We start from the raw sequence: 15,258 nt of genomic DNA, 5'->3' as shown, positions 1-15,258 counted from the left end.
AACTGTCACAGAAGTTCATCGGGCTGGAAGGAAAGGGTGGCGTGGTCGGCGGCTTTTTCTCCGGTATCATGGGGAAGAAGAAGGGGCAGAAATAATCCCCGATCTTCATCTAACATTCATTTCTGGCGCACCTATTTGTGTGCCCGGGTGCCATCTGATCAGGATGAAGCTGCTCTTTGAGCTCTCGGGAGAAAACGCAACACTCCCGTTTGCCGAGATCGAATGCATCGGCATGGTTACCGACAAGAGGCTCCAGGTAGCAGTTGCCGAGTGCCCGGATCCTGATTCTTCTCTTCGCCTTGCCATGACCCAGGTTGTCCTGGAATACCTTGGCGAATGCGACCCGGATCCTGCTTCCTTCCGGTCCCTGCTTCAGGATCTTGCCCTGACAACCGATCGTCCCTTTGCCGGCCGGGCAAAGAAAGTCCACGGGGGATCACAGGAACGCAACCCTGCATCGCAGCGCGAGTTCGAGCGTCTCATCGGCACCATGATTGATGGACCGGTCTCCCTCATTAATCCTGAAGTCGAATTTCGGGCCATCCTCTCGGAGGACCGCTGTTATTTCGGAAAAGTACTGCACCGGATCGACCGGGGAGGTTATGATCACCGGAATCCCGGTAAACGCGACTTCTTCCACCCGGGTGTGATGATGCCGCGGATGGCCCGGACCCTTGTCAATATCGCATGTACCCGAGCAGGCGAAACGCTTCTTGACCCTTTCTGCGGGACCGGGGGAATCCTCATTGAGGCAGAACTGCTTGGGATGCATGCAATCGGCAGCGACTTCGACCCGTTCATGATTGCCGGGAGCCGGTTAAATGCTAAGAATTCCGATCTTATTACCAGTGACGCGACCTGTCTCCCGTTCCCGGATCATTCCATTGACACTATTGTCACGGACTTCCCCTATGGCCAGTCGGTCTGCATCCTCAAGGCCGACACCATGGACCGGCTGTACAGCGATGCGCTCTCCGAGATCTGTCGCGTGCTCCGGCCCGGCCGCCGTGCCGTAGTGGTTACCCACCGTGACATTTCGACGATTGCAGCACAGCACATGACGGTCCTGCAGCAGCACAGCCAGCGTGTCCACAAAAGTCTCACCCGGAAGGTTCTCGTTCTCACCAACTGAAGCGGGATCTGTCCGGAGAGAACGCTTTTTTCACGGTACGCCAGATAATATCATACGTTATGAAACACCAGTACTCGTTCCTGATTGTGGTCCTTCTCGCCATGCTCTTCCTGTCGGTCCCTGCATCCGGCTATTCCCCGGATGCCGTTACCCTGTATGAACAGGGAACAGCATTGGTAGCTGCCGATAACCTGTCCGACGCAATTGCTTCATTCGACCAGGCCCTCCTGCTTGAGCCGGAGTATTACGAAGCATGGGACGCCCGGGCCGATGCGCTGAACCGCGACGGACAGTTCTCCCATGCACTGGAATCCTCGTCCCGTGCCCTTGCCATCAATGCCAGTTACCTGCCCGGCTGGATCAACCGGGGCCAGATCCTGTATAACCTCGGGTACGTGTACGAGGACCAGAAAAACGATCCGGTGAAAGCAAACGAATATTATCTCCAGCAGGTTCAGGCATTCGAGAAAGCAATCTCCCTTGACCCGACGAATGCCGATGCCTGGTTCAACAAGGCATATGCGCTCGCCGGCCTGAAGAAGTATGACGAGGCGATCGCAGCCTTCGATACGGTAAAGGAACTCGATCCGGCATATCCCAAGATCGACAAGAACCGCGAGATCGCCCGCCAGCTTAAGGACTCAGTCACGCCGTTCTATGTGACATATGCACCGGTGATTATCGGCGTTGCTGCAATCATCATTGGGGTTCTGTTCTGGACCCTGTTCTTAAGGGAAAAAGAGGATTAATTCTATTACTCTAAAACATCAGCCTTCGACTGTGGGAGCAAGCATCATAATTGGGGCATGGGGGCATCAACCCCCTTCATCACTTTAACGGATTTCAGCCGATAATAATTCTGCAATTTTTAGAGAGGTATTTCCCCGGCTTATCGTCCCTTCTCATAACAGATACGGGCTTCATCGTGTTTCCCGATCCTGTCCAGGATGTCCCCGATATCATTCCAGCACTCTTTGCGTGCCGGATCAATCTCGAGTGCACGCTTGAAGACAGCAAGGGCGTCCTGGTACTGCTCCAGCTCCTGGAGTGCCCGGCCTTTGTGGATATATGCATCCACGAAATCCGGCTGGATGTGAAGCATGGCATCGAATGCTTCGACAGCGTCCTGGTACCGCTTCATGGCGATGAGCGCACTCCCCCGGGTGAAGTAGGCAATGGAAAATGTCGGATCAATCAGGAGTGCACGGTCATAGTGCTCCAGTGCCTCTCCGTATTTCTGCTGGGCCGAGAGGACCATCCCCTGGCGGGTCCAGACCTCGACGTTCTCTGAATCAAGCGCAAGCCCGTGCTCGTAGGCCTTCTCGGCATCGGCGTATTTCCCAAGGTCGTACAGGACATTCCCTTTGCCCATCCAGGCCTCGGCAAGATTCCCGTCATGCTCAGTTGCCTTTTCGAATGCTTCGATGGCATCGCGGTACATCCCGAGCTCGGCAAGCGCAATACCTTTGTGGGCAAAGACCCGCGCAAGGGGCTCGATCTCCAGGGCCCGGTCATAGGACCGTACCGCGTCACGGTACTGTTCCAGGGCAGCATAGGCAAGTCCTTTCTGGTCATGCAGGATTGCCTTCTTTGGCATGATCTCCAGGGCATGGTCAAGCGCCGTGATTGCGCCATCGTAATTGCCCTGGTATGCCTCGGCCCTTCCCTTCCCGGCCAGTGCCTGCCAGCAGGAGGGATTGATATCAACAGCCCGGTCGAAGGCTGCCGTTGCACCGGCATGGTTGCCAAGGGCGATTAAAGCGCGGCCCTTCTCGAAATAGGCACTGGCATTACCGGGGGCAAGGACAAGTACCTGGTCAAAGGAGGAAATGGCCTCTTTGAACCGGCCCGTGTGCACAAGCGATCTCCCGCGTTCGAACAGCGCTTCGGCATAATCGGGCCGTATCCCGAGGGCCGCATTGAAGGCGGCGATTGCCCCGTCATGCTGCCCGGTGCGGGCAAGGGCAACACCTTTGTTGTGCCATGCCTCGGCATACCGGTTGTTGGCGACAAGCGCCTGGTCAAAGACCGGAACAGCCTCATCATACTTCTTTTGTTCCAGGAGTGCCAGTCCCTTGTAGAACAGGGCTTCCGGGTACTCCGGCTCAACTGCCAGTGCCTGGTTGAACGACTCAACGGCCTGCTCGTAACAAAGGAGGTGGTGAAGCGCAACACCACGGAAGAGATGAGCCGATGCGAAATCCGGCCGTAAGGCCAGCGCATGGTCGTAATCCTGGATTGCCCTGTCGTACTGGTCGAGGCTGGCACGCGAGATCCCGCGATACAGCCAGGCCTCAGTAAAGTCCTCCTTTCCGGCGAGTGCCTTGTCATAAGCAGTTATGGCATCGTTATGCATTGCAAGCATAGCAAGCGCACGGCCTTTCTGGTAATTCGCGTCCACACTGCCGGGCTCCTGCGCCAGGGCCGCCTCAAGGTAACGGACAGCCTCCTGGTATTTCCCGATCTTTAAGTAAGAAACACCGAGGTGGTAGGCGGCACGGGAGTCCCTGCTGTCGATCCCCAGTGCTTTTGTGAAGAAACTGATTGCATCCTGGTCTTTTCCGAGCGATGAGAGGGCAATGCCCTTTCCGGTCCAGAGATGGGCATGGTTGGGCCGGATCTTCAGGGCAAGATCGAATGCCTGGATTGCTTCGTCATAGTGTTCCAGCCGCAGGAGTGCAGTCCCCTTGTGGTACAGGGCATCAGCGTTCTTGGGCAGAAGACCCAGTGCATTGTCGAAAGCGATGACTGCCTCGCGGAACATGCCCATATGGAAGAGCGACCGGCCCTTGTCATAGTACGCGGGACCATGGTCCGGGCGGAACTCCAGTGCCTTGTTGAAGGCTTCGATGGCATCCTCATATCCTCCCGATGCGTAGATGGCACTCCCTTTCAGGTACCATGCCTCGGCATTTGACGGGTCGGTTCCAATGGCGCGGACATATGATTCCACGGCATCGTTGAATTTCCCAAGGGAATAGAGGGATAATCCCCGGTGGATCCACGCGTCAACGGAGCCGGGTTCCTGTTCGATCACCCGGTCGAATGCTTCGATGGCATCCTGGTGACGGCCGGTTGTTGCAAGCGAGAGCCCCTTCCGATAGGCTGCCTCAACGTTGCGCGGGTCGAGATCGAGCGCCTTGTTGAACGCTACAATCGCATCGTCATACCGTCCCAGGTGCGAAAGTGCTATGCCCTTGTCATAGGAGACTTCCGCAGTGTTTGCCTCGTTCCCCTGAACCTTGTCATAGGTTTTGACAGCCTCGCGGTACATTCCCAGGGCCGAGAGTGCCCTGCCCTTGTCGTAGATCGCCTCGGTACAGGCAGGATCGATCTCAAGGGCGCGGTCAAAGACCTTGATGGCTTCTTCGTACCGTTCCAGCCGGATGAGTGCAGCCCCCTTGCGGTACAGCGAGGGGACATGCATCGGCTGGAGGGCCAGCGCCCGGTTGTAGGCATCGATCGTCTCTTTAGGATCGCCAAGGCTGTCAAAGGACCGGGCCCGCACCTCATGGGCATCGAAATAATCCGGCCGTATGCGAATTGCCTGGTCAAAGGCATGGATAGCATCACGATGGCGCTCAAGGCGCGACAGGGCAAGCCCGTCCTCGTACCATGCGGTCGCATTGTCAGGCGTGAGAGTCAGGAGGTGCTGGTACGATTCCACAGCATCGGTGTCTTTCCCGATCGCAGCATACGATGCAGCGCGATAGTATAGCGCATCATGGTTTCCTCCGTCCTCCTCCAGCGCCTTTTCGAACGCTGCGATGGCCTCTTCATGCCTGTCAAGGTTATAGAGTGCCATCCCTTTCTCGTGCCAGGCCGCCGCATGGTGCGGGAGATGCCCGATGACCCGGTCAAACGATTCAATGGCCCGGTCATAGGATTTCAGGGCGTAATATGCCCGACCCCTTCCGAGAAATGCCTCGACATCGTCAGGCCGCAGTTCAAGCACCGTGTCAAAGGCCGGGACCGCCTCTTCTGCCCGACCGAGATGCGCGAGAGAGATTGCCATATGGTACCAGATGTCCGGATCTGTGTTGTTTAAGGCCAGGGTCTTCTCAAAAGACCGGACAGCATCGTCATATCGCCCGGTCAGCATGAGCGAGAGGCCCCGGAGGAACGGGGGTTCGAACCGGTCCGGCAGCCGATCCGCGGACTGGCCGAGTATAACCTCTGCCTCTTCATGACGTTCGAGATGGGCAAGGGCAATACCTTTCTCCAGCAGGAACCCGCCATCAGAAGGTTGCAGGGAGAGGGCATGATCGTAGACCCGGATCGCCATTTCGAACTGCCCAAGGCGTGACCGTGCCTTCCCCAGCGAAAGGAGGAGTGCTATGTTGTCCGGCTCGGTCTTCCGGGCATGCTCGAAAGCTTCTGTTGCATCCTCATCGTTCCCGAGGTGTTCAAGAGCAAGGCCCTTGTGGTACGATGCCATCGCATGGTCGGGGATGAGAGCAACCGTACGATCGAACGAAGAAACCGCATCGGGGTACTGCTCAAGGTGTTCGGAAGAGAGGCCGGCGTAATAGTGGGCATCAGCATACCCGGCATCCAGCGATGTGACTGCGAGAAACGCATCCCGTGCTTCTGCATACCGCTGAAGTGCATACAAGGCAAGACCCAGGGCATAGTGCGCTTCCTTTTTCTCCCTGTCACACTCAATGGCAAGAAGGAACTCCGTTATCGAAGCGTCCCACTTCTCCTGACCGGAGAGGACAAGTCCTTTCTCGAAATGTGCTGCAAACGAACGGGAGTCAAGACCGATTGCCTGGTCGAACGAAGCAAGGGCTTCAGAAGCATTGCCGAGGTTCCGGTATGCAAGACCCTGGTGATACCAGGCATCGAAGATCCCGGTATCCAGCTCAAGAGCTGCACCCAGCGAAGATGCAGCCTCCTCGAACCGCTGGAGCGAGAAGAGCGAAAGCCCCTTCCGGTACAGGGCAGGGACAAACGATGCATTAATGGCAAGGGTGCTGTCGAATGCTGCGACCGCATCGGGATGCTGCCCGAGACGGGCAAGGGCCAGTCCCTTGTCGTAAAACGCGTTCATGAACCGGGGGTCGGTTGCCGTCGTGTTCTCGAATGCCTGGATGGCTTCGGTGTCCTTCCCGAGATGTACAAGGGCAACACCCTTGTCGTACCAGGCATTCGCATACCTTCGGTTGATCGCGATGGCCCGGTCATAGGATGCGACAGCGTCCTCATAGTGTTTCAGCTCGGCAAGGGCAATGCCCCGGTCATACCACCCGTTGGCATTGTCGGGCTTGAGATCGAGCGACCGGGTAAGTGCCTCGATTGCCGGAGCAAACTTCCCCAGCGAGAGGAGAGAACTTCCTTTCCGGAGCCATGCGCCGGCACAGGTGTCATCAGCTTCGATGACCCGGTCAAAACAGGGGAGTGCCTCCTCGTACCGTGCCAGATCCGAGAGCGACCGGCCTTTCAGGTACCAGCAGGTGATACTGTCCGGGGTGAGGGCAAGGGCCCGGTCATAGGCTTCAAGGGATTCCTCGTACCGCCCCAGCTCGTAGAGCGTGCTGCCTTTTTGCTCCCAGACAGCAACATCATTGTTTTCGATGGCAAGCGAGGCTTCGATGGCCGTGAGCGCCTCCTCGTACCGCATGAGACGGAAGAGCGCCCTTCCCTTGTGGAACAGGATATCGGCCCGTTGTGGCAGGGTTTCCAGTACCCGGTCAAATGTCTTTAATGCCTGCTCGTTTTTCCCGAGGGTGGCATAGCAAAGCCCGGTCTGGTACACGGCGTCAGTGATACCCGCGTCGTGCGTGAGTGCCTGCTTATAGGAACGAATCGCTTTCTCGTGCTTCCCCTGCGCCTGCAGGGCAAGTCCCTTATGGTAATGCGCCTGTGCGTGATTGGGAGTATACTGGAGGGTGTAATCAAACGAGACGATGGCTTCTGCATAGTTCGCGAGCCGGAGATAGGCACAACCCCTGAGGTATGCGGCCTCGGCCCGGGTGGAGTCAAGTTCAAGCGTACGCGTGAACGCAGCGATTGCCTCCTCGTCCCTGCCCAGTTCTGCAAGCGACTGGCCACGACCAAACGCAGCGGGAACCGAGAGAGCGTCAAGCGATGATGCTTTTTCAAATGCCTCGGTTGCTGCGGCGTGGTAGTTCAGCTTCTGGAGGGAGAGCCCCTTGTTGAGCCAGGCCGGTGCATTATCCGGGACAAGCGCGATGGTCCTGTTAAAGGATTCAAGCGCTTCCTGCCACCGTGCCAGCTGCATAAGGGAAGTTCCGCGGGAATACCAGAGTTCGCCATTGTCAACCCCAAGGGAAACCGCAGCATCGAAGGCGGCAACGGCATCGTCATACCGCTCAAGTGCTGCAAGGGCAAACCCCTTATGGTATGCGGCATCCCGCATGGCAGGCTGCAGTACCAACGCCCGATCGAAGGCGGCAACCGCTTCCGCATGCCGTGCAAGAGAGCTGAGCGCCCGCCCCTTGTGATACCAGGCACCTGCGCAGGTCTCGTCGAGCGTGAGTGCAGTTTCCAACGCGGAAAGGGCATCTTCATACAGATCCTTTGCCGCAAGGGCATGCCCCTTGTAGTACCAGCCCTTCAGGTGCTTGGCGTCGATGGTGGTCAGCTTGTCAAACATCCCGTACGCATCTTCCCACCGTTCCAGCCGGAGGTATGCTTTCCCGCGGAAGAACAGGAGGATCCGGTCCTTGGGTTTTCGTTTCAGGGCCCTCCCCAGGTACTCCACGGCCTCCTTGAACCGTGCAAGGCGGTAGAGCGAATACCCCTTGCAGGTAAGGAGATCGGCATTCGTGCCATCGTTCTCCAGCGCATGGTCAAGCTCGATGACGGCATCCTCGTACCGTTTCAGCTGCACGAGGGAAACGCCCCGGCCCCGGCGGGCCCGGTCGTTCTCGGCATCCCGTGCGATTACGCCTTCAAATGCCACGACTGCCTCATCGTGACGACCAAGCCGGGCAAGCGACTCGCCTTTTGCAAGCAGCGCCCGGGTCTCACCGGCATCGAGCGCAAGGGCACGGTCCGCCGACTGGATGACTTCCTCATCCCGCCCGAGTTTTAAGAAACAGAGCGACTGTTCGGTATGGACGGCCGGTGTGTTCATGCCCTTGTCAATAGCAAGGGTGAATGCATCCAGTGCCTCATTGAATGTATCGAGCCTGACCAGCGCAAGGCCTTTCTCGTACAGGATTTCCGGATCGTCCGGTTTCTGCCCGAGGTACCCGTTATAGGCCTCAAGCGCCTTTGCATACATTTCCAGGACAACGAGCGCTTTTGCCTTCTCGTGCCAGGCACCGGTATTCGCGGGATTGATCTCGACAACCCGGGAAAACGCGGCAACGGCCTCCTCATATTCGCGGACCTGCAGGTGTGCAAAAGCCCTGTACAGGAATGCCCTCTCACAGTCAGGGGCGATCCGGTTAACCTTTGTATATACCGGAATGGCTTCTTTTGCCGAACCAAGGCAGTCAAGGGACCGGGCAAAGCCATACGTTGCAGGAAGGTCGCGTGGACGGGAAGAAAGGACCTGCTCGAATGCCGCAGCCGCCTCCCGGTATCTTCCAAGCGCAAAAAGGGTCCGGCCCTTTTCCTGGAATGCCTCGGAGAAATCCGGCATCAGCCGGTTTGCTTCTTCAAATGCAACGGAAGCCTCGGCCAGTTTCTTCAGCCGGAAGAGGGCAAGACCCATGTAATAGAACGCCTCGCCAAACTCCGGAACGATCTTAATTGCCTGTTCGAACGCTGCAATGGCTTCGCTGTCCTTCCCGAGGTTCAGACAGGTCCTGCCCTTGTAGAACCACGTGTGGGGGTTGTGGGTCTCCAGCTCCAGGGCCTTGTCGTACGAGACGAGCGCATCGGAAAACCGTTCGACCGCAAAGAGACAGAACCCCTGGATGAGCCACGCATTGGCAATCTTCTGGTCTTTCTCCAGTGTTTTTGTCAGGTCATCGATCGCTTCACTGAACCTCCCCAGTTCGGCAAGCGAGAGACCTTTGTGGTACAGCGCATCCTGGTTCTCGGGGTCCCGGTTGAGCGCGGCAGAGAATGCCGCTTCAGCCTCATCATGCCTTCCCAGTGCTGCAAGGGCAAGGCCTTTCTGGTACGGGTACTCGGTCTTCTGGAGGTCAATTGCTAAAGCGGCATCGAATGCACTGATAGCATCCTCGAAACTTTCGAGCCGCATCAGGGCAAGCCCTTTGTGATACAGCACCGCAGGATCGTCCGGGAGGATCTCGAGCGCGATATTGAATGATAAGACCGCCTCTTCATGCATCCCGGTCGCCATCAGGGCCAGACCCTTATTGTAAAATGCCGGCACGTAGTTCGGGATGAGAGCAAGCATCTGGTCGAAAGCCCTGATTGCTTCGAGAGGGTTTCCAAGCCGCGCCAGTACAAGGCCGCGCTCGAAATGTGACCGTGCATTGGCGGGATCGATTTCTATGGCGCGGTCGAAGGCTGCAAGCGCTTCCGGGAGCCGGTCAAGTTCCGCAAGCGCAGACCCCTTCCGGTGCCAGGCCGGGGCCAGGTCCGGCCGGATGGCAATCGCGGCATCGGCTGCCGCAAAAGCTTCTGCGTGTCGCCCGAGGCTGGCAAGCGCGATCGCCTTGTGGAGCGCTGCATCTGCCAGCTGCGGGTCGGCTGCAAGTGCCGCGTCAAATGATTCCAGCGATTCCTGGTACCGTCCAAGTGAGTTTAACGCCAGGCCCCGCTGGTACTGGGCAGGAGCAAACCGGGGCGAGAGAGCAATGCTCTGGTCCAGCACCGGCAGGGCATCGTTCTCCCGCTCCAGCCGTACCAGGGCAAGCCCGTGCTGGTAGAATGCCATAGCATTTACGGGCATGAGCGTTTCTGTCCGCTCGAACTCCGGGATGGCTTTCTCAAACTGTCCCAGTTCCATGAGCGAGAAACCCTTGTTATAATGGATCTCCGCTGTGTCGGGATCGAGCCGGAGGGCAAGGTCATACTCGTCCACCGCTTCCTCATGCCGCTTCAGGTCAGCAAGGGACCGTGCCTTGAAGTAATGGGCCTGCGAGTTGTTTGCATTCTCGGCAATGGTCTTGTCAAAATCATGGATGGCTTCGATGAATTTTTTGAGATTGTACTCGGCAATCCCCATCCGGAGCCGGGCATCGGTGTACCGCGGTTTCAGCTGCAGGGTCTTGTCAAAGGCAAAGGCCGCGTCGGCATGTCGTCCCAGGTCGGCGTAGACTTTCCCCTTGTGGTAGAATGCAAGAGCATTGCCGGGATCGTAGATGAGGGATTTGTCAAACGATTCGAGTGCCTCATCGAACCGGCGGTTCTTTTCGAGCGCGATCCCCCGGTTGAAATGTCCTGGTGCATTGCTTCCGTCCCGTGCAAGATTGCGGTCGAAAGCTTCGATGGCACCGGAGTAGTCCCCGGTTTTTACAAGAGCATATCCGAGGTAATAGAACGCTTCCGTATAGGCAGGTTCGATCTCTATCGCACGTTTCAGTGCCGTTATCGCATCCGGGTACCGTCCGATCTCAATGAGCGATTTACCTTTGTTGTACCAGGCTGGTGCCAGGTCCGGGAGGATCTGGAGGGTCTTGTCGAAACTGCCGATAGCATCGCGATGGTCGCCAAGGACGGCAAGGGCAAGACCCTTATGGAACTGCGCATCGCCATTCTTCGGATCGATTTCCAGTAAGATCTCAAAGACATGGATAGCACCCTCATGCCGGTTGACCTTCTCAAGAGCAAGTCCCTTGTACCAGAACGCCTCGATGCTCCGCTGGTTTAACGAGATTGCGTTGTCGAAGGCATCGATGGCGTCCTGGTACCGGGTAAGGTCGAAGAGCGCTTTGCCCTGCCGGATCCAGCCGGGTTCGTTGTCCGGATCGATCTTCAGGGACTTGCCATAAGCAAGGATGGCCTCCTCGGTCTTCCCCAGCTGCTGCAGGGCGTCACCCTTCCGCATCCAGATGTTACAGAGCGCCGGGTTGATCTCAAGCGCCCGCGAGTACGCGCCAACCGCGTCCTGGACCTTGTTAAGGTCCATGAGAGTGTTCCCTTTCCGGATCCATGCATCGGAAAAGCCGGAATTGATCTCAAGGGCCTTGCTGTATGCCCCGATCGCTTCCTGTTTTTGCAACTGGCTTGCAAGGGCGTCGCCTTTCTGCATCCAGACATCGATAAGGGTCGGGTTGAGGGAGAGGATCCGGTCATCGGTCTCAACAACCTCACCGAATCGCTCGAGGACCATGAGCGACCGGGCCCGGGCTGTCATCGCATCGATATGGGTCGGGTTTCCGGCAAGGCTCTTATCGAAGAGCGGGACTGCCTCATCGTGCCGGCCGATGGCTGCAAGGGCAATGCCATGGTACAGGTATGCGTCAGAGAGCGACGGGTCGAGTTCTGTTGCGCGGGAGAACTCCGGAATCGCATTTTTGAACTGCTTGTCCTGCAGGTACGCAAGACCCAGGTAATACCGGGTTGCCGGATTGTCAGGGTCGCGTTTCAGGGCAGTCAAAAATGCCGTGATCGCTTCCGGGTAGCGTTCCCGCTGGACAAGGGCGATCCCTTTGAAGTGGAATGCCTGAGCCTGCGTGGGGTCAAGTGCGATAGCATTGTCGAACGCCCGGATCGCATCATCGTACCGCTCGCGCCCGGCATAGGCTACGCCCAGGTAATAGGCTCCGGATGCATTCTCCGGTTCGAGAGACAGGGCGCTTTCAAAAGCCTTGATTGCTTCGTCGAAACGCTCGCGCTGGGTTAAAGCCATGCCTTTCTGGTACAGGATCTTCGGTTCATCGGGGGAGAGTTCGAGTGCCTGGTCGTACGAGACAACGGCCTCAAGGGGCTTGCCTAGACAAAGAAGCGCGTTGCCGCGCTCGAAGAATGCCCGGGCACACCGGCGGTTGATCTCCAGGGTCTTGTCAAACGAGCGGACAGCCTCCTCGAATCGCCCAAGTGCCGAGAGGGAAAGCCCCTTGTAGCACCAGCCGTATACGTCTTTTGCATTCTCATCAAGCGCACGGTTGAGGGCACTGACCGCTTCCTCGTGCCGTTCAAGCGTGAAGAGAACGATTCCTTTCCGCACGTACGCCTCGGCAAGCTTCGGATTCAGTGCAATTGCCTTGTCAAACGCCGGGAGGGCATCATCGGGCTGCCCGATGTGGGCAAGCGAAATACCCATGCACAGCCAGCCATTGACAAGCGCCGGGTTCTGTTCAAGGGCCTCGTGGAATTCCTGGACTGCTTCTGCGTATCTCAGGAGGTGGAAAAGGGCAATGCCTTTCTCGTACCGGGCATTGGTATTCTCGGGCGAGATGGCGAGCACGGCATCAAAAGCCACGACCGCTTCCATGAACCGTTTGAGCCGCCCGAGCACGAGCCCGCGATGATAGAGTGAGAGGGTATGCGTGGGATCGATGACCGCGGCCTGCTCGAACGCCGTGATCGCATCCAAAAACCGTTCCATCTGGACAAGGGTCAGGCCCTTCTGGTAATAGGCATTAACATACTTGGGATTGGTCGCAATTGCCTGGTCGAATGCCACAAGCGCATCCTCAAATTTCCCAAGCCGGATGAGCGCTGCGCCCTTGTCGAACGCTGCCTGGGCAAACCCGGGCTTTAACGCAAGGCTTTCGTCGAACGCTTCGATTGCCTCGTCGAGCCTGCCGATCTTCACCAGCTGCAGGCCCTTCTGGTGGAATGCCTTTGCATTCTTCGGGTCGAACGCCACCGTCCGTTCGAACTCCTGCACGGCATCCTCGGTCCTGCCGAGTTTCGAGAGCGCAAACCCCTTGTGGTAGGTAGCGTCGGAAAGGCCCGGGTTGATCCGGAGTGCACGGTCGTACGATGCAACCGCTTCGGCAAACCTGCCAAGGCTCGCGTATGCAACGCCCTGCTGGAATGCAGCCGATGCGCACGAGGAATCCACCTGCAGCGCGGCATCGAACGACTCGATCGCCTCCTTGTTGCGCCCGAGGCGTGCCTGCGCAATGCCACGGAAGTACAACGACCCGGCATGGTTCTGCCCGAGGCCGAGACGGCGGTTGAACGATTCGAGCGCTTCGTCGTACCGGCTCAGGTTGACGCAGGCAATCCCGCGGCGGTACCATGCCTCCTTGTTCCCGGGCTCAGGCTCAAGCGTCAAATCGAAGTCCTGTACCGCTTCCCGGTAATGCTTGAGCCGGTACTGTGCGAGACCGCGGTGGAAGAGGGCAGAGGCATTACCCGGATGGATCTCCAGGTTCCGCGTGAACGCCTCGACTGCATCGTCATACTGCCGGGTCTCGACACCGGCAAGGCCGAGGTAGTACCACGCATCGGAGAGATCGGGATTGATCGCTGTGGCCTGGCGGAGGGCATCGAGCGCCTCATCATACCTCCCCAGCTTGAAGAGGGACATACCCCGGATAGCCCAGATATCTGCATGATCGGGTTCCTGGGTAAGGAACTTCTCGGCGGACTGTGCGGCAAATTCATTCTGGTCCTGCTTGGAGAGGATGAAACTCCGGTAATACCAGACCCAGATGTCATCAGGATCGAGCTCCGCGGCCCGGTTGAATGCCGACAGCGCATCGTCAAGCTTGCCGAGCTCGTAGAGCGATATGCCCTTGTTGTAATATGCCCGCGAATATTCCGGCACGATCTCGATGGCCTTATTGTAGGAGTAGATCGCTTCCTGGTGCCGGCCAAGATCGGCAAGGGCGATACCCTTGTTATAGTAGACCTTTGCGTGTCGCGGGTCGATCATCAGGGCGTGATCGTACGCGGAGATGGCATCCGTGAACCGGCCCAGTTCGTACAGGGCGATGCCTTTTAAGATCCAGGCCTCGGCATTGTCGTACCGGATCGCAAGGAGGCGGTCGCAGGCTTCAAGGGCTTCTTCGTTCCTTCCCACCTGCGCAAGCGTGGCTGCCTTGTTGTACCAGGCATTGGGATCGGTCGGCTCTATGGAGACGGCCATGTCGTAGGCAGCAATCGCGTCCTCGAACTTCCCGAGATCGTATAAAGCAATGCCCTTGAAATAGTGGGCCTTTGCAAGCCGGGGGTAAAGGGCAAGCCCCCGGTCGAACATGACAATGGCCTCCTGGAACCGGCCAAGGTCATAAAGTTCAATGCCCTGCCGCAACAATGCTTCTGCATCACTCTTGTTCATGTGATATGTGCCCCGGATGAAATCTGGCGATTGGTATTCCGATATTTTTGCGTCTTTTTGCTGGCGCAGATCCTGTTAAAGGTTTTATAAAGACCACATATACTCTTTCCGGTACTTAGTATGTACAATACTGGTGGCCTGGTACAGTTTTTATACTCAATCCGTAATAAAGGGCGGCGGGAACAACCAGAATTTCATTATGCCCGTTCCTGGCGAAATACTGTAAACAATAAAAAAAGATCAGGAGCGGGGCATGTCCCGAATTACCCTGGCGAGTCGCTCGATGCCAACCCGTATCTTTTCTGGCGTTGAGTTGGAGAAGTTTATCCGCAGGGTGTTCTTCCCGCCGCCGTCCGTGTAAAACGGCGTTCCGGGCAGGACCGCGACATCTTCTTTGAGGGCACGCTCGAAGACTTCCATCGATGAGATCCCCTCCGGCAGCGTAACCCAGACAAACATGCCCCCCTGCGGGGTCGTGAACCGGACCGATGCCGGCATCAGTTCCTTCATGAGGCTGACCATCTGTTCAGCCTGGGCCTTATACCGCGCCTGGATGATGCGGATCTTTGCATCGAAGTCCTCATGCGCGAGGTACTCGTACGCAATCCGCTGCGAGAGGTAATTGGAGTGGAGGTCCGATGCCTGCTTTGCAATGACAAGCTGCTCCATGACAGCCGGCGGTGCGACAACCCATCCCATCCGGATGCCGGGAGCAAGGATCTTGGAGAACGATCCGGTGATGATAGTCTGCTCCGGGAGGTACTGCCGGAATGACGGCAGCGATTTCCCGGCAAAGTTCAGTTCGCCATACGCGTCATCTTCGATCAGCAGCGTCTCCTTATCCCGGAGGAGTTCCGCGATGTCCTTTCTTCGCTGCTCCGAGTACGTGACTCCTGACGGATTCTGCGAGTTCGGGACGCCGTAGAAGAACCGGATCGGGTATGCCTTCAGTTCATGGGCGAACTGTGCCGGATCGAGTCCGTCCTCATGGAGGAGAACG

4 protein-coding genes are annotated in these 15,258 nt (G+C 57.4%); 2 read left to right on the top strand and 2 right to left on the bottom strand.

From position 1 onward, the window contains the following. Nucleotides 1-163 precede the first annotated feature (163 nt). Together CW742_RS00650 and CW742_RS00645 are read left to right on the top strand one after the other, a co-directional pair. Nucleotides 164-1,132, top strand: a complete 969-nt coding sequence (locus CW742_RS00650) for a methyltransferase domain-containing protein (RefSeq protein WP_292415488.1) — start codon at nt 164-166, stop codon at nt 1,130-1,132. A gap of 59 nt (nt 1,133-1,191) precedes the next feature. Beyond that, complete coding sequence (locus tag CW742_RS00645) at nt 1,192-1,881, top strand: tetratricopeptide repeat protein (RefSeq protein WP_292415487.1); 690 nt, start codon at nt 1,192-1,194, stop codon at nt 1,879-1,881. A 140-nt stretch (nt 1,882-2,021) separates the two neighbouring features. Here CW742_RS00645 and CW742_RS00640 read toward each other — a convergent pair whose 3' ends face one another. Both CW742_RS00640 and CW742_RS00635 read right to left on the bottom strand, forming a co-directional pair. Then, complete coding sequence (locus tag CW742_RS00640) at nt 2,022-14,258, bottom strand: tetratricopeptide repeat protein (RefSeq protein WP_292415486.1); 12,237 nt, start codon at nt 14,256-14,258, stop codon at nt 2,022-2,024. 240 nt (nt 14,259-14,498) lie between these two features. After that, nucleotides 14,499-15,258, bottom strand: a 760-nt coding sequence (locus tag CW742_RS00635) for a PLP-dependent aminotransferase family protein (RefSeq protein ID WP_292415485.1), incomplete at its 5' end; no start/stop codon positions are given.

The organism is Methanoregula sp. (assembly GCF_002835825.1).
In the GTDB taxonomy this organism is placed as follows: Archaea; Halobacteriota; Methanomicrobia; order Methanomicrobiales; family Methanospirillaceae; genus Methanoregula.
This window is presented reverse-complemented; position numbering and strand designations above follow the sequence as displayed.

What these genes read in the sequence shown, in the direction of transcription:
- CW742_RS00650 (WP_292415488.1), top strand. Translation starts at nt 164, where the DNA reads ATGAAGCTGCTCTTTGAGCTCTCGGGAGAAAACGCAACACTCCCGTTT.
- CW742_RS00645 (WP_292415487.1), top strand. Translation starts at nt 1,192, where the DNA reads ATGAAACACCAGTACTCGTTCCTGATTGTGGTCCTTCTCGCCATGCTC.
- CW742_RS00640 (WP_292415486.1), bottom strand. Translation starts at nt 14,258, where the DNA reads ATGAACAAGAGTGATGCAGAAGCATTGTTGCGGCAGGGCATTGAACTT.